Genomic DNA, 18,010 nt, shown 5'->3' on the forward strand with positions numbered 1-18,010 from the left:
TGTGGCGCGTTTGTCGCGGTCAGTACGTGAAAAGCACTTGTAGGGTGTCCGCGTCGTCGGCTGCGAGCCGCCGATACGCCGCGGGGGCGTCGCCTACGGGAACGCGGTCGGTGACGAGCCGATCCCCGATTCGGCGGTCCGTCGCCAGCCGCTCCAACTCGCGCCACGCGGTCTCGCGGCGACGCTCGCGGTCCCAACGTCCGCGGAGCTCCGGAGCGATAGAGGAGACTTGGCTGCTCGTGACGGTGACGCGGTCGCGGTGGAAGTGGTCGCCGAACCCGAGCTCTGCGCGCTTCGTCCCGTACCACGACCCGACGAGCACGCGCCCGTCGAAGCGGGTGGACTCGACGGCGACTTCGAGCGTCTCCGGCCGACCGCTGAGCTCTACGGCGAGGTCGGCGCCACCGGTGAGGTCTCGGACGACACCAGCCGCGTCGACGTCGGTCGGATCGACGGTCCGGTCGGCGCCGAGGTCGGCGGCCAACTCCCGACGACGATCGCGAGGCTCGACCGCGACGACCGTCTCCGCCGCCGAGCGCGCGATTATGGCAGTCGTCAGTAGCCCCACGACGCCCTGTCCGAAGACGGCGACTCGCTCGCCGATTCTGGGTGCGCCGTCGAGCGCGAAGTTGACCGCGGTCTCGGCGTTCGCGAACAGCGCGGCGGTCTCCGGGGTGAGTCCATCGGGGACGGGGTGAAGGTCGTTCGGGTCGGCGAGAAAGTGGCTCTCGTGGGGGTTGAACCCGAACACGGTGCGCCCCTCCCAGACCGGATCGACTCCGTCGCCGACCGAGGCGACGGTGCCGACGACGGAGTAGCCGTAGCGGAGGGGGTACGAGAAGTCGCCGTTCAACGCCGCGAGCTCCTCGTCGGCGACGGTCTGCCGGTCGAGGTCGCCGCGGTAGACGAGCAGCTCCGTCCCGGCGCTGACCGCCGACAGCGTCGTCTCGACGAGGACCTCGCCGGGCCCCGGAGTCGGCACGGGAATGTCGATCACCTCGACGTCGCGGGGCGCTGCGAACTCGACCGCGCGGGCGTCGCCCGCGCTCACAACCGCTCCTCCGTTCGCGGCTCCGAGGTGAGATGGTAGGACATAACAGATCACACGGGCCGATGCCTAATGGATGTTCGGTGACAGCGAACCGCTGTGGGGACGACCTCACCGCGGCGAGGGTCCCGGGGTAACGGGCCTCAAAGCGACAGTTTCCCCGTGACTACGCCCCCGACGGGTACACCTAAGGGTCGCGAACCCGTGGTATGCGTGTCCATGGCTCTCGCTGACGATACGACTGACGCCGGGACTGTCGAGTCGCTGACCGCCCTCCACTGGGTCGGGATCGCGGCCGCGGCCGTCACCGGGGCCGTCCACCTCTATTTGGGCGTGCAGATCGGCGGAACGTTCGGCACGGCGTTCCTCGTCGCGACCGCGGGGTTCGCCGCCGGAATCGCGGCGGTCGTCCTCGATTACCGCCGGACCGTCGTCTACCTGCTCGGAATCCCGTTCACTGCCGGACAGATCGTCATGTGGTACGCGTTCAACGACGTGCCGCCGGTTCCGCCGATCGAAATCGCGGATAAGGCCGCTCAGATCGTGCTGGTAGTGGTGCTCGCGGCGCTTTTCCGTCGGGAACGGGGAGGATGAGAGCGGTGAGGATACGAGCGGTGAGAGCGGTGCGTTCGGCCTAGCGACCGGGGTCCGCGACCGGCGGCTCGGTTCGTCCGAGTCGACCCGTGGCCGCGGCCCAGTCGCGGGCGAAGCTCGCGAGGAGGACCGCGAGCGCGACCGCGGCACCCCCGGTCAGAATCGGACCTCCCGCTCCCGGCAGCAGCGCGACCGCGACAACGAGGAACTGGGCGCTCCCGATCGCTCGGCGCACGCGGCTCGGCGGCAGCTCGTAAATCGGGTCGCCGCCGCGGCGCCGGAGCCACAGCGACCCGCTGTACGCGTACCAGACGGCGCCAGCGGCGAGATACCACGCCGGAAGCGCGCCCGCCCCGACCGCGACGGCGCTGCCGACGAGCACCGCGAGGGCGTCGGTCGCGCCGTCGAGCCGCGCCCCCAGCACGGTCTCTCGCGTCCGTCTGGCGACCGCGCCGTCGACGGCGTCCAACAGCGCGGCCGCGACGAACAGGCTCGCGGGGAGCCACGGCTCCGGCGACGACAACAGCGTCCCGGCGAGCACGGCGACGAGCCACCCGCGGAACAGCGTGACCGCGTTCGCGGAGCCCAGCGTCGGGTGGATCCCGGAGCCGCTTGGCGATCGATTCGCCGGGAGGTGGACCCCGGCGTACGCCGCGAGGTAGAGACCCACGGGGGTCGCTCCGAGGAGCCATCCGCTTCCCAGAAGCGACCACAGGGCGGCGACCCCGAGGGCTCCGACCGCGACGGCGGCGAGGAATCGCATCCTGATCCGCGATCGGTCGGTCGACGACGTCTCTCCCCAGAGCGACATACGTCACCGAACGGCACGCACGATGTTCGGTGTTGCGGTCGCGACACCCTCGGGAGAGGTCGGCGAGGCGTCAGTCCGTTCGACCGTCGGCAGCGCCCTGATCGCTACCGAAGTCTTCGCTGACATCATCCCCGACAGCGCCATCTCCGTCCCCGACCTCCCGGCTCTTGTCCCCGACCTCCCGGCTCTCGTCCCCGACCCCCCGACTCTCGTCCCCGACTCCCCGACTCTCGTCCCCGACCGCGTCCATCACCCGAGCGTGGAACTCCCGTAACACGGCCGACTCGTCGTCGGCGAGCACGGTGTCGGAGTCGACGAGCGTGGCGAGCCCGAACGAGAGGGGCGTCGGCGAGTCGACCGAGTGGTGGACGACCGAGAGCACCCCGTCTGCGAGCCGCTCTACCATCGCGCGGATTCGTTCGACGTCGAGTCGGTCCTCCAAGAGCTCCCGGTACGTCTCCTCCATCACGGCGAACTCGTCGAGGCCGTTCGCGAACGAGAGCAGCATCTCGGCCGACACCTGCTGTTCCGCGGCCGTCTTCTCGTACCCCTTGTACCGCTTCAGGATCATCAGCGAGCGCCCGGCGTTGATCCGGAAGTAGCGCTGGAGGAGGTCGGTCCCCTGTATCGCCGCCCGCAGGTCCTCGCGGACCGTCTCCGGATCGAGCTCGCGGACGATTCCGGGCACGTCGACCTTCCGGTTCAGCGGGAGCGCGAGCGAGAACCCGCGGTCCGCGACCGCGACGGCGACGTTGGCGTCGGTCCGGTTCGCGACCTCGGCCGCGACGAGCCGGGAGAGGCCGTCGTTGAAGCGCCGACCGTAGTTCGAGTGGACGTAGAAGCGGCGCTTGTACTCCCCCCGATCGAGCTCCTCCTCGACGACGAGCCGGGAGGGGGTCGGCACGCTGTCCTCGCCGGCGTACGCGACCTGTTCGTCGTAGGTCCGAGCGATCGCCCGGACCGTGTTCTCGTCGAGGGGGAACTCGCGAAGCCACGCGCGGACCGCGGGCGGCCCCCCGTCCGAGAGCCGGTCGAGCAGCTCGGACTGGAACGACAGCACCTCACAGGCGAGGTCGTACGAGAGGGGGAGGCGCTCCGAGTACCACGAGGGCACCGTCGGGCGCTCGCTCGTCCGGTCGACGTACACCTTCGAGCCGCGCCGGTAGCGAAACCCGAACCGCTCGCCGCCGAGCGCGAACACGTCGCCGGAGTCGAGCGTGTCGAGGTACGTCTCGTCGAGGGTGCCGACCCACTCGTCGTCGCGGGTGAACACGTCGCAGCTGAACGAGTCGGGGATCGTCCCGATGTTCGTCATGTAGATGACCCGCGCGAGTCGGCCTCGTTTCCCGATCAGACGCTCGCCGACCGGGTACTCCTCGTGGTGGTGCTCGCCGTCCGGCGGGTCGTTGGCGTCGCGCCAGACCTTCGGATAGACGTTCTTGTCCGTCAGGCCCTCGTAGTCGGCCGTGAGGTAGCGGATCAAGCGTTCGTACATGACGTCGCCGAACCCGCGGTACGGGTGCGCGCGCCGGAGCACCTCCCGGACCTCGCGGTCCGGACGGATCCGGTTTATCGCCATCCCGTACACGTGTTGGGCGGCGACGTCGTAGGCCCCCTCGGGGAGGAACACCCGATCGACGAACCCGTCTTCGGCGCGGGAAAGCAGGGTCGCGCACTCGACGAGTTCGTCGCGGTCGAGCGCGAACACCCGCCCCTCGACCGTCTCGCCGGGGCTGTGTCCGGCGCGTCCGACGCGCTGGAGCAGCGCGGCGACCGACTTCGGCGACCCGACCTGAACGACGAGGTCGAGGTGCGGCATGTCGATGCCGAGTTCGAGGCTCGTCGAGGTGGTGACCACGTCGAGGTCGCCCGCCTTCAACCCCTCCTCGATGCGGGTGCGCTGTGACTCGCCGAGGCTCCCGTGGTGACACCCGGAGTCGGACTCGTCGTAGCCGAAGCGTTCGCGCAGCTCTTGGAGGGTTCGCTCCGCGCCGGACCGGGAGTTCGTGAACACGAGCGTGTTCTCGTGGGACTCGATCAGCTCGTGGAGGTCGTCGTAAAAGCGGTCGGTGACGACCGACCGCGGGGTGTGGATGAGATCGGCGGCCGGCGTCCGGAGTTCGAGGTCGAACTCGCGGCCGAACCGCGCGTCGACCAACTCGCAGGGTCGCGGTTCGAGGCCTGACTCGTCTCCGCTCTCGCCCGCGACGCGCTCTCGGCCCACGAGGAACGACGCGACCCCGTCGAGCGGTTCGATCGTCGCCGAGCAGCCGATCCGGGTGGGAGAGCCGTCGGCGAGCTCGGTCAGTCGCTCCAGCGACACGGCGAGGTGCGTCCCCCGCTTGTTCGCGGCCAGCGAGTGGATCTCGTCGACGATCACGTACTCGACCGATCGGAGCTTCTCTTTGAACTTCGGCGAGTTGAGCAGGATCGCCAGCGTCTCCGGAGTGGTGTTGAGGACGTGCGGCGTCTCCGACAGCATGGCCTGTCGGTCCGCCGTGCTCGTGTCGCCGTGGCGGATGGCCTGCCGGACCGGCGGCTCGTCCGGGTTCTCGCTCTCGCTCTCTCCCGAATGTGATTTCAGCTGTTCCTCCCAGATGCCTTCGAGCGGTGCTTCGAGGTTACGGTTGATGTCGTTCGCGAGCGACTTCAGCGGGGAGACGTACAGGCAGTACACCGCGTTCTCCAACTCGTCCGCGGCGGCGCGGTCGAACAGGTCGTCGAGGACGGCGGTGAAGGCGGCGAGGGTCTTCCCGCTGCCGGTCGGGGCGGCGACGAGGGCGTTCCGGCCCGCGTCGACGTGGGGAATCGCTCCCCGCTGCGGTGGCGTGAAGAACCCGCCGTTCTCGGCCACGTACTCGCCGAACCGATCGATCCACCACCGACGGACCGACGGGGAGAGCCGTTCGAGCGCGTCGGCGTCGGGGAGCGGAACGGTTTCGGGGTCGAACTCGACGGCAGGGGTGTCGTCGCGCTCCTCGTCGCCGAATCGATCGACGAGGAGCTCGCGCGCCGACGGCGCGTCGCCCTCGGAGTCCGTGAGTTCGGTCACTATCCTCTCTCAGGGTCCCCGGCGGCATATCGGTTGTGACGGGATCGGCGTTGATTCCAGCGATCTCGCCGTTCGGCGCGTCGCTGGCGTTGAGCGAACCGGCCCGTTTATCCGGCGGCCGCCCGTGGCCGCGGGTATATGAGTGGAACGTCGCCGGAGGCGGAGCGGGATATCGACCGAAACCTCTTCATCACCGTCTCGGGACCGCCGGGGTGCGGCGCGACGACCCTCGTCGAGGGGCTCTCCGAGGCGCTCGACTGCGGCTACGTCTCCGGCGGCGAGCTGTTCCGCGAGATCGCCGCGGAGCGCGACATGAGCCTCTCACAGCTGATCGCGAAGACCGGCGAGTCGGAGGAGATCGACCGGGCGCTCGACCGGCGACTGCGCACGATCGCCGAGAAGTGGGGGACCGCGAACAAGGCGTTCGTACTCGAATCGCGGCTCGCCGGGTGGATCGCCGGCAACCGCGCCGACATCCGGATCTGGCTCGACGCGCCCGACGAGGTCCGGGCCGACCGGACGCTCGACCGCGAGGAGATGACCTCCGAGATGCAGGTCCGCGAGGTCATCGAGGAGAAGCGCTACAAGTCGTACTACGGGGTCGACCTCTCCGATCGTTCGATCTACGACCTCGCCATCAACACCGGGCGCTGGGACCCCGAAGGGACGCTGGACCTGGCGCTCACGGCGATCGAGAGGTACGATATCGAGAACGACGAAGGAGCGTTCGAAACGGCCGATTTCGAGATCTAGAAGGTGATGATCTCGTAGTCGTCGTCGACGAGCGACCGGATGCTCGGGTGGCCGTCGTAGTCGTCGAGCGTGACGAGTCCGGAGTCGGCGACGGCGTCCTCGACGCCGAACGCGCCGGAGCAGTAGTCGCACACCGCGGCGTCGTCGCGGACCGCTTGGTAGAGTTCGTGGTAGTCGCTCTCTTCGTCTTCGAGCTCGGGGATCCACTGGGTTCCGGCGCCGTCGAAGATCAGCTCGACCTCGTCGCCGTCGGTCTCGGCGAACTCTTTTGCCGCCTCTAGGGCGTTGGCCATGCGACCGTAGTCGGCGTGCGATTCGTTGCCAGCGAGAATAACGATTGCTGCGTTTGCCATCGTGTTCGTTTATATACTGCAGTGGTACAAAACTCATCCGCGGGTGTGCGTCCGTGACGCCGATTCGTCACGTGGTAGCACGCATTGACACACGGCTACCGACGGGATCCCCCGGCGTGTCCTAGTGTCGGTGATCGTGCCCGCCACCCCGCGAGAACTGCCCGGAGAACGCTCGATCGACGACCTCAGAGAGCGCCGGATGGACGTGAACCGCGTCGCGGATGTCCGCGACCGTCCCCGAGCCCGCGGTCATCGCGACGACGACCTCCTCGATCAGGTTCGACGCCTCAGGGCCGATGATGTGACACCCCTCGATGGTGCCGTCGAGACCGACGAGCACCTTCACGAAGCCGTCGGCACCCATCGCGCTCCCGCGGGCGGTGTCCGCGTAGGCGTACGTGTTGGTGGCGTACTCCCGGCCCGCATCCCGGAGGTCCTGCTCGCGCGCGCCGACCCCGGCCACTTCCGGAGACGCGAACACCGCGAACGGCATCCCGGTGTAGTCGACCGGCTCCAGCTCCTCGCGCAGCAGGTTCCGAATGACCGCCTTCGCCTCGTGGTTCGCGCTGTGTTTCAAGAGGTACTCGCCGACGACGTCGCCGAGCGCCCACACCCCCTCGGCGGTCGTCCGGAGGTACTCGTCGGTCTCGACGAAGCCGGCCGGGTCGGTCTCGACACCAGTCGCCCGGAGATTCAGCGCGTCGGTGTTCGGCCGCCGCCCGGCCGCGACGAGCAGCGCGTCTCCCGAGACGGCCACGTCTTCGGCCTCCTCGGGCGACCCGATTCGCTCGCCGCCCGCTCGGACCGAGTCGCTCTCGGGATACGGTCGGGCATCGACGGTGACTTCACCGTCGGATTCGGCGGCCGCGACGGCCTCGTACCCCGTGTACACGTCGAACCGCTCGGCGTAGCGCTCGGTGAAGGCCTCGCCGACCTCCTCGTCGGCCTCCGGGAGGAGGTGTTCGCGCCGGCCGACGATCGTCACGTCGCTGCCGAACGCCCCGAAGAAGTGCCCGAGCTCGGCCGCGATGTACCCGCCGCCGACGATCACGAGGTGATCCGGCGGTGACTCCAGTCTGAGCGCCTCCGTGCTCGTGAGGTAGTCCACCTCGTCTATTCCGTCGATCGGCGGGATCGACGGGCGCGTCCCGGTCGCCACGAGCACCGTCTCCGCGCGGAGGGTGGCCGCCTCGTCGTCGCCGTCGACGATCTCGACCGTGCGGTCGTCGACGAATGTGCCGGTCCCCGCGAACAGGTCGTGGCTGTTCGAGGACGTGAGCCCCCGTCGGATCGACTCGGAGCTCCCGGAGACGTCTTCGGTGACTTTCCGAACGATCTCGCCGAAATCGACACCGGTCACCTCGGCGTCGATCTCGAACGCGCCGGCGCCCTCGATCGTCTCCAGGACTTCGGCGTGATAGAGGAGCTGTTTCGAGGGGATACAGCCGCGGTTGAGACACGTTCCGCCGAGGCGTCCCTCCTCGACGACGGCGACCGAGTTCCCCTGACCGGCCATCGCGTTCGCCACGTCAAGTCCCGATCCCGACCCGATCACGAGGAAGTCGAACTCTTGCATACGCCGGTCAACGGCGCCCGCCGTCATCAACCCACGTCCGCGTTGGCACGCGTCACGCACGACCGCGAAGAGTGTCGAAGAGAAGTACCGTTTCCGTGCGCCGCCGCTCACCGCTCGGCTCAGAGCGTGATCACGTGATCGACGCCTCCGGCCTCGCCGAGCGCAGCGTACAGATCGGGGAAACAGCCGACAGTGGCTCCTTCCACCGTGTTCGTCGGCTCGTAGCGGTCGCGCCCGTGGTCGTCGGTCCGATCGAACTCCGCGAGCCCGCGGCGGGTCGCACACTGGTCACAGAGCATGAGCAGGATGTCCCGCTCGGCCGCGACGGCCGCGAGTCGCTCTCCGAGCGGGTCGCCCTCTCGGAGCGCGAACGTGTTGTCGTGGAAGAAGAACATCCCGACGACGTCGACGCCGTGGGCCTCCGCCTCCAACTGCGGGAGGATCATATCGCCGAGCACGTAGTCGATGGTCTGTCCGGCCGTCGCGAAGACGTACGCCACCTTCATACGCCGACGACACCCGGGTAGGGCATGTGTACGCGGACACCGGCAGGGTTCCCCGCCGTCTGTGACGGGTTCGTTTATATAGGGCCTCAGACGACGACCGAGCCGAACGGGTAGGCGGGCGTCTCCGCCGTCCAGACCACCCCGTCGCCGAGGTCGACGAGCGACACCCGGTCGTCGTCGTAGTGAGAGACGACGAGTCGGCGTCGACCGTCCGCGAGGTCGACCGGCGTCCCGACGAGCCCGGGAGCGGGGGTCTCGACGGCATCGCCGGCGAGCGAACGGATCCGTGGTGTCTCGGCGTCGAGCACCCACCAGTCGCCGTCGATCCGAAACAGGTCCACCGGGCGGTCGAACCCGTGATGAACGGCTCGGCGCGTCAGGTCTCGGTCGAACTCGTGAACGACGCCGTCTCCGCGGCCGGGAACGAACGCCCGCTCGTCGGTGACGACGAGGTCGTACGGGTCCGCACCGACCTCAGCTGAGCCGGTGATTCCGGAGCTGTGCGCGGTCGACTCCGGCGTCACCGACGGATCGAAGGCGACGACCCGCGGGCCGCGCTGATCGACCGCGTACCCGCGGGTCCCGTCGGGGGAGAGGGCGACGCCCTGCACCCGGGCGTCGTCTCCGACATCTATCGCACCGAGCCGCTCCCGGGCCGCAACGCCGACGATGTCGACGACGCCGTCGCGTCGGCTCCCGGAAAAGAGGCGGTCCCCGTCCGGCGAGGCGGCCACCTCGTGCGGCTCCGCGCCGACCGCGATTCGACCCGTCAGGGTCAGCGACTCGGGGTCGACGACCGCGAGCGCGTCGCCGGCGGAACAGGAGACGAACAGCGCGCCGTTCGCCGCCGCGAAGTGCGACGGGCCGAGCACTCCGGTCTCGATCCGCGTGACCTCGCCGTCCGGAGCGACCGCAGTGACGGCGCGCTCGCCCATCGTCGCGACGAACGTCCGTCCGCGATACGATACCGCGTGAACGGGGTGGCTCCCGACCGGAACCTCGCCGAGGGGGTCGCCGGTCTCGAGCGCGAACAGCGCGAGGACGTCGTCCCCCTCACAGGGAACGGCGACGACGCGATCGTCGGGGTCGTCGAGACCGTTAGGGCCCTCGGAGGCGTCGGCGGGCTCCCGGCGGGAGTCGGCGGCGCGGTTCGCGCTCATCCCGTACAGGAGAAGTCGCCGCCGCGGTCCTCGCCGCCGACGCTGCCGTCCGTCTCGATCACGACGCTCGTCGCGGTCTCGACCGGGTACCGCCCTCGATCGCCGGCGGCGTTCGCCCACTCGCCGAAGCCGCCGTCGTACAGCCGGACGTCCTCGAAGCCGATCGCCCGCAGGGTCAGCCACGTCGACGTCGGGTCGACGTTCTCGTCTCCGTACACGACGACGGGCGCGTTACGGTCGAGGTCCGCCTCCGCCTCGTAGAGCCGCACGAGACGCGCGGGATCCGTCATCCGCCTGCCGGCCACGTTCCCGACCCAATGCACGTTTATCGCGCCCGGTAGGTGTCCGTGGCGGTCGTGGTCGGGATCGAGCGCGTCCGACCCGGGCGCGCCGAGGTACGCCTCCGGAACGCGCACGTCGACGAGCCCGGGGCCGCCCTCGTTGAACGACCCGACTCGGTCGGCGATCCACTCGCGGGTGACCCACGCGGACTCCGCGGGGTCCGGCTCGTAGTCGACCGACGAGACGCGGTCGCGGGAACCCGTTCCCACTCGGCCGTTCCAGGCGCCGAAGCCGCCGTTGAGGACGCTGATATCGCCGGCGTGACCGAGCGCGGCGAGCGCGAACGCGACGCGGGTAACCCGTGATCCGACGCTCGCGCCGTAGACGACCACGTCGTCGTCCGGAGCAACGCCGAGGTCGCCGAGCACGGTCGCAATCGCGTCGACATCGGGGACGAGACCGCCGTCCGTGCGGTCCTGCGCCGAGAGCGCGTCGACCGGCGCGCGTCGGGCCCCGTACACCCGAGACCGGCGGAACCGGTCGGGGTCTCGGGCGTCGAGGACGACGACGTCCTCGCGGTGGTCGGCCAGCCAGCCGGGACCGACGACGTGAGCGACGTTTCCGCTCACCTCGTTTCTCGCGGCGACGTCCGCCGGAGTCGTCACCGCGAGACAGCCCGCGGTGCTCGCCGCACCGGCGACCGTCGCCCCGGCCGCCGCCTTCAGTAGCCCTCGACGGGTGGCGTCGGATCCGGCTTTCTCGTTCCCCTCGTCGCCGACGGCGGCGGGAGTCTCGTCGGCCACGGGGTGAGCGCTGTCGCCCGTCATCCGCAGTAGCAGTGATCGTCCATGCAAAACGTCGCTTCCATGTCGCCGAAGGCGATTCCGAGGGAGGCGAGCGACGCCTGAATGCTCGCCACCGCGTCGCCTTGGGGTCGGACCGTTCCGGCGATCGCGCTCGTGGGCGCCTCGCCCGTCTCGACGGTCTCGATCACGGACCGGCTCTCGTGGTCGACGACGGCGACGTGGTTGGCGTCCTGCACCGGGACGTACAGCTTCTCGCGGTTCGGCCCCCACGCCGCGGCGATGCTGCTCCCGCCGACGTCGAGGGTCGCCTCGTACTCGAACGTCTCCAGGTCGATGACGCCGACGCCCTCGCCCGGAATGAAGAGGTACGCCGCATCGTTGTTCGGGTCGATCTCGCTGGTGATCGGCGCGCCCGGCAGCCCGTCGTCTCGGGTGACCTTCGCCACCTCCTCGGGGTTCTCCGGGTCGGAGATGTCCCAGACGCTCTCGGAACCCTGTCGCGGCACGTCCGGATCGCCCCCGAGCGTCCCCTCGCCGTTCTCGACGAGGAGGTACTGGCCGTCGAACGTCGCGGTGCACATGAACGGGAGGACGTCGCCGTCGCCCGCCGGCTCCCCGGCGTCGATACGCGCGACCGTCTCGAACGGGTCGACGCCCACCACGCGGAGCGCCTCGTCGGCGACGTCGACGACGAACGCGTACTCGCCGTCCGGCCCGAGGGTCATGTCACAGGGGCCGACGTATCCCGTCTCTATCTCCCCGGTCACCTCGCCGAAGGTATCGCTGTCGCGGTCGGCGTCGACTCGGAAGATCGCGTGGCTCTCGGGGTCGTCCGGGTCGGGATCCATCCCGGTCGTCCCGCCGGAGGCGATGAGGAGGTGCTGACCGTCCGGCGTCACGTTCGGGTAGTTCGGGCCGTATCCCGTCTCGACGAAGGCGAGCTCGTCGAGGGTCCGCTGGTCGATCGCTCGGACGCCGCCGGAGACGTTGAGCCAGAGCACGTCGTAGTCGGCGTCGAGTTCCGTCGTGTACTGGTTGGCCGGGAACGAGGCCGTCGTCCCCAGGAACGCGGTGTCGAGCAGCTCGTCCGTGTCGGCGTCGATGACGCTGACCGTGCGGTCGCCGTTGTTGAACACGAACATCGTCGGAGCCGGATCGCCGTCGCCTTCCGCGTCGCTCTCGTCCGAACAGCCGGCAAGCGCAGTCGTCGCGCCGACCGCGCCCGACGCCTGTAGCAGCCGACGGCGGTCGACGCCGTCCGCGAAGGGGTTTCGTCGATCCGCGTTCGCCAGATCGCTCCCCTTCGACGGCCGCGCCGCCGTGTCTCGTCGTTCGCAGCCGCAGTTCTCGCTCATACCCGGTCAACGGGAGTCCGGAGTAAATGGTTCCCGAAGGCCCCCTTCGTTGCCCCGTGTGCCACGTATCGGTAAGTATCGCGTCTTCCTCCGACAGAAGGGGACCGTTACCGTGTTCAGCGCCGATTTACGTGTGGGAACGCTGTGTCTCGCTAATGTTGCTGTCGCCTTCGGGATACGTGGTCGTCTCTATCGCGGTCGGACTATCGTTCGGGATCCTCCTTCAGAAGGCGCGGTTCTGCTTCGTCAGCGCCTTTCGCGACTTCGTCGCGTTCAAAGACACCCGCGTGTTGAAGGGACTCCTCGCGGGAATCGCCGTGATGACGGTGTTCTGGAGCCTGCAGGCGACGTTCGGCTACTTCCGCGGGTTCTGGACGCCCGCGTGGGGGCTCGGATCGCTGCTCGGGGGGTTCGTCTTCGGACTGGGGATGACGCTCGCGGGCGGGTGTGCTTCGGGGACCTTGTATCGCGCCGGACAGGGGTACCTCCAGTTCTGGCTCGTACTCGTATTCATGTTCGTCGGGTACGTGCTGTTCGCGTTCGCGTTCCCGGTCGCGGAGACGTACTACTTCCAGACGCTGAACCCCTTCGAGGGACAGACGCTGTACCTCTCGCTCCCGTTCTCTCCCGCCGTCACGGGCGCGCTGGCGGTCGCCGTCGGCACGCTCGCGTACGCCTTCGTGAAGGGGCGGAGCGCGCTCCCGGACGACCCCACCGGGGGAACCGGGGTCGGTGCGGACGCCCGAGCGCAGGCCACCCTAGGCGGGTCTCGGTTGCTCTCGGCGGTGAGCGTCGGCCTCCGCGGCATCGCCGACGGAACGGTCGCGTACGTCCGCGGCCTGCTGAACGACGACCGCCCGGTGGGAGTCAGACTCCGCGACTCGTGGGACGCCCGGACGGCCGGCGTGGCGATGGCGTTGATCGCGAGTCTCTGGTTCTGGGTCCACGGTCACTGGGCGATCACCGGCAGCGAGGCCCGATGGGCCGGATACCTGCTCGCACAGACGGGGTACGACGTCGCGAGCGTCGACTACTGGGGGTCAGTCCTCTTCCGCGACGGCGACATCGCCCTGACGATCGACATGCTGATGATCGCCTCGCTCATCGTCGGGTCGTTTATCGCCGCGTATCTCTCCGGTGACTTCCGGATTCGCAAGCCGAAGCTGAATCGAGTCCCGAACTACGCGGTCGGCGGACTCCTGATGGGCGTCGGCTCGCGGCTCGCGGCGGGTTGTAACATCGCGAACCTCTTTTCGGGCGTCGCGCTGCTCTCGGTTCACTCCTTCTTGGCCGGCGCGGGGATCATCCTCGGCGTGTACGTGATGACCCACTACATGTACCGCGAGGTCGGCTGCGCGATTTAAATAGGATCCGCGGTTGAGTAGCAATTCGCCGACCGTGACGCTGATAGTGTGGTTTTCGCCGACGTGACGTCTCCCGAAACCCAGATAATCATTTATAAGCAGTTGCTACGGTGGCCACATCCGAACCTCCAGCCGCTCGACGATTCATCGCTGATTGCGCGGTGAACCACTCCAAAGCCTCCGCCGCTTGATGATAACTCGTTGTCTTTGTTCAAATCCTATTTTTTAGATACGGAATAGCTGGAACAGCCAGTCGCTACAGAATGCATATTGACGACTGACGTATTTACCAGTCAGCAGAGATGTAGAAACGGACGCGCTAAACACAGGGCGTATATCGATCATGAATCGGGTGAGCCGTGGCACGTCACCCGCTGGTCGGACTCTGACGATTGTTCAGGAGATGAATTTATGTTACTCTCTCGCATAGCTTATGAGGGTGGATTACCCTTCGACCGGGCACCACCAGAGAAAGGAACGAAAGGTGATTACGATGACTGAATCCGATCTGGAGGATTTCCTAATCCTTCGAGAGTTAGAGGAACCGATCACCCAAGAACGTCTCCAAGCAGTTGATGAGCGATCAACTGCGTGCCGTCGAGAACTCGACGATGAGGGGATCAAAGTGCGTGCTGTCGAGTCGGAGGTTCTGACGGACGAAGACGGAAACGTGACTGGGACACACTGTCACTACAAGGCAGAGAGCGAAGAGGCAGTGCGAGAACACGCAAGTCGGGCTGAGCTCCCCATCTCGCGTATTGATCGCCCTGGTCGCCCGATTGGAGGTGACTTCGACTAATCCGTTTCAACAACCTATTTCGACTCTTCTCAATATCCGTCTCGGTAAACCCGACTGCAACCGCACAGCACCTCATCCCTCCCCAACCTCGTCGGTGGTCCTCCGCGTTGCTCCGGACCACCGACTCCCTCGCACGGGCTCCTCCCGGCCACCGAGGGCGGCCGCTCGGAGGCGCGCGCCACCGCGTGTCACGATATATTAGCGCAGACGCCGCTCAGTCGTTTATAAATAGCCACTCCGAAGGGCTCGCAGCACCCGCGAAGCCACGCAAAATTGATCGCTTATTTAAAAACGGACCGCCGCTCAGGCGTCCGCCGCCGCGCCCGTCTCAAGTTCGAAGTCCCACTCCTCGTAGCCGCCGGACATGCTGGCGACGACGACGCCGTCCTCGACGCCCTCGTAGCTGCTGATGAGCATCGCGGCCTGTTTCGACGACTGACCGATCGGACACGCGCACACCACGTCGCGGTCGTCCCAGTCGATGTCCGGGACCGTCGACGGGAGGTCCCCGAGCGGCACGTTGATCGCGCCAGGGATGTGTCCCTGTTCGAACTGTTCGGGCGGACGAGTGTCGATGACGCGGATGTCTCCCTGCTGGACCCGCTCGTTGACCTCTTCAGGGGTGAGCTCTTCGACCATGGTCACTCCTTCCGCATGAAGATGCGGTAGCGACCGTCGCCCGATTTCCACACCTTCGCGGTCGCGTCGTCACCGACCGCCTTCGGGACGTTCTCCGTGCTGGGGACGTGGTCTGTCTTCTGGACTAACACGTCACCGGGAGACAGGCCCGCGATCGCCTTCTTCGCCTCCACTTGGGGGTACGGACAGACCTCGCCGGTCATGTCCTGTATCTCGGTCGCGTCCTCCAAGAGCGCCTCGGCGGTCTCGTCGTCGAGCTCGTCCGGCATCTCGACGACGTCGTCCCACGATGGTTGACTCATACGGTCACGGTAGACGCGTATCGGGGTAACCGCTTTCGTGACCGGCAGGCTTCTCCCGTATCTCGGACGGACGTTCGACGCGCACGACCGCGATAGGCGTCGAGAACGCCGTTTCCGTCGGACTCTTATTGGACACCGATGTACGGTTGGTATGAGCGACTACGTCGTCGACGAGTCGACGATATTCGAGACGCCCCTCGTGGAGCTCGACCTCGGCCTCGAGACCGACGCGGACGTGTACGCGAAAGCCGAGTGGTTCAACCTCTACGACGCCCCGCACGGCGGCGGCTCGATCAAGTCCCGTATCGCGAAGGGGATGCTCGACGGGGCCGAGGCGCGCGGCGAGCTCGAACCCGGCGTCACCGTCATCGAACCCACCTCGGGCAACACGGGAAGCGAGATCGCCAGGCTCGCGACCGCCCGCGGATACGACGTGGAGATCGTCATGCCGGACAACGCCGCCGGCGGAAAGGTAGCGGCCGTCCGTGACGCGGGCGCGGAGATCCACTTCGTCGACGCGAACTTGGGCTACGACGCCGTCATCGAGCGCTGCGAGGAGATCATCGCCGCCGACCCCGACGCGTACTTCCGCCCGAACCAGTACGAGAACCCCGACAACCCGGGGACTCACGAACGGACGACCGCTCAGGAGATCTACGAGGCGACCGGCGGCGCGGTGACGCACTTCGTCGCCGGCGTCGGCACGGGCGGGACGATCACCGGGACGGGACGGGGGCTGACGGAGCTGAGCGACGGGGCCGTCGAAATCGTCGGCTTCGAGCCGGACGAACCGCTCCACGCGATTGACGGGTTGAAGTACTTGAAAACGGGCGACCACTACCATCCGGACACGTACGACGAGTCGGTCCTCGATCGGACGGCGTACGTCACGACCACGGACGCGTACGACCGGGCGCGAGCGCTCCGAGAGCGCTACCAAGACACCGCGGTTCCGATAGCCGATACCGGACAACACGACGAGGAGACGGCGCGTGACCACCTCCGCGTCGACGACCAGTTCGTCGTCGGCACGTCCGCCGGTGGCGGTGCGGCGGCCGTCGCCGAACTCGACGAGGACGGCGTCCTCGACGACGACGACGTCGTCGTTTTCATGTTGTGTGATCGCGGCGACAAGTACGCGGATATCCCGCTGTGGGAAGACTACTTATAAAACGAGACAGCGGTGAAAAGACCAGCCGCGAGTCGTCTTATCGGCCGCCGCTGGCGGCCGGGATGACGCGAACCTGCGCGTCGTCGGGCACCTCGGCGTCGAGGTCGTCCACGGGGGTCCCCTCGACGTAGACGTTGATGAACTCCTTTATTTCGTCGTCTCCGATCACGCTATCCCGGAGTTCGGGACCGTGCTCGTCGGCGTGGTTGTCGAACAGTTCGCGCACGGTGTCGCCCGGCACGTCGACCTCGGAGGTCGCGGAGCCGCCGACGAGTACCGCTGGCAGTTTGATCGTGGCCATACACGCGATGCGTCGTCCAACTCAAAAAGGCGGCCGTCGACGGCAACGTCAGCCACGGTCTCGGACGACCGGCGATCGACGCCGTCGCACCGCGAAGACGATCTGCGGTGATTCGCGGATGAACCGCGCGTACCCGACACCCTCGACCCGGGTCAGAGAGGCCGTCCGCCGGATTCGGCACCGGTTGTGCGTTCGCGACACAGCTCCGAGATGGCGGCAGTACACACCGGTGGACCACCGGCTTATGGGTTCGTAGCCGGTAAGAACAGGCGAATGAGTGACCTCGATCTCGATCCCACCCAGCTCGATCGCTACTCCAGACATATTATCATGGACGACGTCGGCCCGGACGGGCAGCAGGCCCTACTCGACGCCGAAGTGCTCGTACTCGGTGCCGGTGGGCTCGGCTCGCCGATCATCCAGTACCTCGCGGCCGCCGGCGTCGGCACCCTCGGCGTCGCCGACGACGACGAGGTAGAGCTATCGAACCTCCAGCGACAGGTGATCCACGGCGACGACGACGTGGGGCGGAAGAAGGTCGACTCCGCCGCCGAGTTCGTCGAACAGCTCAACCCCGATGTCGACGTGCGAAAACACGAACTCCGGGTCACGCCCGACAACATCGAGGAACTGATCGAGGGGTACGACTTCGTCGTCGACGGGACCGACAACTTCGCCACGCGATACCTCGTCAACGACGCCTGTACGCTCGCCGGAATTCCCTTCTCGCACGGCTCTATCTTCAAGTTCGAGGGACAGGTGACGACGTTCGCGGGCGACGACGACTCCCCGTGTTACCGCTGTCTGTTCCCGGAGGCACCGCCGGCGGGAATGGTGCCGAACTGCTCGACCGCCGGCGTTCTCGGCGTGCTTCCCGGCACGGTCGGTTGTTTGCAGGCGACGGAGACGGTCAAACACCTCATCGGCGAGGGGAAGTCGCTCGACGGGTCCATGCTCTTCTTCGACGCGCTCGAGATGGATTTCGACAAGGTGAGTATCCCCAAGCAGGACGACTGCCCGGTGTGTGGCGACGACCCCGCCATCGAATCCGTCCAGGACGTCGAGTACACGGCTTCTTGCGCGATCGATGTCGGTGGGGACGACGAGGCCGAGCCCGAGATAGAAGTCTGAAACATCG

General features: G+C 67.5%; 18 protein-coding genes. 6 read left to right on the forward strand and 12 right to left on the reverse strand.

All coding sequences use genetic code 11. The annotated features are described in order from the left end of the window. Positions 1–19 precede the first annotated feature (19 nt). Positions 20–1,051: a zinc-dependent alcohol dehydrogenase gene (locus ACNSN4_RS07145; RefSeq protein ID WP_418285109.1), complete on the reverse strand. Its 1,032-nt coding sequence runs from the start codon at positions 1,049–1,051 to the stop codon at positions 20–22. 216 nt (positions 1,052–1,267) lie between these two features. Here ACNSN4_RS07145 and ACNSN4_RS07150 point away from each other — a divergent pair, with 216 nt between their 5' ends. After that, positions 1,268–1,642 (forward strand): DUF7475 family protein, encoded by a 375-nt coding sequence (locus ACNSN4_RS07150; RefSeq protein ID WP_418285110.1) that lies wholly within the window; start codon positions 1,268–1,270, stop codon positions 1,640–1,642. 40 nt (positions 1,643–1,682) lie between these two features. Here the strand turns inward: ACNSN4_RS07150 and ACNSN4_RS07155 are convergent, their stop codons facing one another. Beyond that, positions 1,683–2,453, reverse strand: coding sequence for a CDP-alcohol phosphatidyltransferase family protein (locus ACNSN4_RS07155; RefSeq protein WP_418285111.1), 771 nt, complete (start codon positions 2,451–2,453; stop codon positions 1,683–1,685). A 70-nt stretch (positions 2,454–2,523) separates the two neighbouring features. After that, entirely contained in the window at positions 2,524–5,505 is a 2,982-nt protein-coding gene (locus ACNSN4_RS07160; RefSeq protein ID WP_418285112.1) for an ATP-dependent helicase, read from the reverse strand. Between the two features lie 138 nt (positions 5,506–5,643). Between ACNSN4_RS07160 and cmk the strand changes: the two genes are divergently transcribed. Next, complete coding sequence (gene cmk / locus ACNSN4_RS07165) at positions 5,644–6,258, forward strand: (d)CMP kinase (protein ID WP_418285113.1); 615 nt, start codon at positions 5,644–5,646, stop codon at positions 6,256–6,258. Here the strand turns inward: cmk and ACNSN4_RS07170 are convergent. The 6 genes from ACNSN4_RS07170 to ACNSN4_RS07195 all read right to left on the reverse strand — a co-directional run bounded on the left by ACNSN4_RS07170 (position 6,255) and on the right by ACNSN4_RS07195 (position 12,296). After that, complete coding sequence (locus ACNSN4_RS07170; protein ID WP_418285114.1) at positions 6,255–6,611, reverse strand: hypothetical protein; 357 nt, start codon at positions 6,609–6,611, stop codon at positions 6,255–6,257. The genes cmk and ACNSN4_RS07170 overlap by 4 nt on opposite strands. Positions 6,612–6,732: 121 nt before the next feature. After that, entirely contained in the window at positions 6,733–8,187 is a 1,455-nt protein-coding gene (locus ACNSN4_RS07175) for a dihydrolipoyl dehydrogenase (protein WP_418285115.1), read from the reverse strand. 119 nt (positions 8,188–8,306) lie between these two features. Then, entirely contained in the window at positions 8,307–8,693 is a 387-nt protein-coding gene (locus ACNSN4_RS07180) for a SaoD/DsrE family protein (RefSeq protein ID WP_418285116.1), read from the reverse strand. Positions 8,694–8,779: 86 nt separating this feature from the next. Next, entirely contained in the window at positions 8,780–9,853 is a 1,074-nt protein-coding gene (locus ACNSN4_RS07185) for a YncE family protein (RefSeq protein ID WP_418285117.1), read from the reverse strand. Next, a complete protein-coding gene (locus ACNSN4_RS07190) occupies positions 9,850–10,962 on the reverse strand; it encodes a sulfurtransferase (protein ID WP_418285118.1) in 1,113 nt (370 codons plus the stop codon). Before ACNSN4_RS07190 ends, ACNSN4_RS07185 begins: the two co-directional genes overlap by 4 nt. Further along, positions 10,959–12,296 (reverse strand): YncE family protein, encoded by a 1,338-nt coding sequence (locus tag ACNSN4_RS07195; RefSeq protein ID WP_418285119.1) that lies wholly within the window; start codon positions 12,294–12,296, stop codon positions 10,959–10,961. Before ACNSN4_RS07195 ends, ACNSN4_RS07190 begins: the two co-directional genes overlap by 4 nt. 155 nt (positions 12,297–12,451) lie before the next feature. Between ACNSN4_RS07195 and ACNSN4_RS07200 the strand changes: the two genes are divergently transcribed. Together ACNSN4_RS07200 and ACNSN4_RS07205 are read left to right on the forward strand one after the other, a co-directional pair. Further along, positions 12,452–13,660: a YeeE/YedE family protein gene (locus tag ACNSN4_RS07200; RefSeq protein WP_418285120.1), complete on the forward strand. Its 1,209-nt coding sequence runs from the start codon at positions 12,452–12,454 to the stop codon at positions 13,658–13,660. Positions 13,661–14,153: 493 nt separating this feature from the next. After that, positions 14,154–14,459 carry a nickel-binding protein gene (locus ACNSN4_RS07205; RefSeq protein WP_418285121.1) on the forward strand — a complete coding sequence of 102 codons (306 nt, stop codon included), beginning with the start codon at positions 14,154–14,156 and terminating at the stop codon, positions 14,457–14,459. A gap of 303 nt (positions 14,460–14,762) precedes the next feature. On the opposite strand, the gene ACNSN4_RS07210 is transcribed toward ACNSN4_RS07205, so the two are convergent. Next, positions 14,763–15,098: a rhodanese-like domain-containing protein gene (locus ACNSN4_RS07210; RefSeq protein ID WP_418285122.1), complete on the reverse strand. Its 336-nt coding sequence runs from the start codon at positions 15,096–15,098 to the stop codon at positions 14,763–14,765. 2 nt (positions 15,099–15,100) lie between these two features. After that, positions 15,101–15,400, reverse strand: coding sequence for a sulfurtransferase TusA family protein (locus ACNSN4_RS07215; protein WP_418285123.1), 300 nt, complete (start codon positions 15,398–15,400; stop codon positions 15,101–15,103). Between the two features lie 151 nt (positions 15,401–15,551). Here ACNSN4_RS07215 and ACNSN4_RS07220 point away from each other — a divergent pair, with 151 nt between their 5' ends. Further along, the gene (locus ACNSN4_RS07220) at positions 15,552–16,571 is read left to right on the forward strand and encodes a PLP-dependent cysteine synthase family protein (protein WP_418285124.1); all 1,020 of its coding nucleotides are present in this window, start codon (positions 15,552–15,554) and stop codon (positions 16,569–16,571) included. Positions 16,572–16,608: 37 nt separating this feature from the next. Here the strand turns inward: ACNSN4_RS07220 and ACNSN4_RS07225 are convergent, their stop codons facing one another. After that, positions 16,609–16,872, reverse strand: coding sequence for a MoaD/ThiS family protein (locus ACNSN4_RS07225; protein WP_418285125.1), 264 nt, complete (start codon positions 16,870–16,872; stop codon positions 16,609–16,611). Between the two features lie 273 nt (positions 16,873–17,145). Here ACNSN4_RS07225 and ubaA point away from each other — a divergent pair, with 273 nt between their 5' ends. Further along, the gene (gene ubaA / locus ACNSN4_RS07230; protein WP_418285126.1) at positions 17,146–18,003 is read left to right on the forward strand and encodes an SAMP-activating enzyme E1; all 858 of its coding nucleotides are present in this window, start codon (positions 17,146–17,148) and stop codon (positions 18,001–18,003) included. Positions 18,004–18,010: the final 7 nt, after the last annotated feature.

This window comes from Halorubrum marinum (assembly GCF_048381195.1).
Classification (GTDB): domain Archaea; phylum Halobacteriota; class Halobacteria; order Halobacteriales; family Haloferacaceae; genus Halorubrum.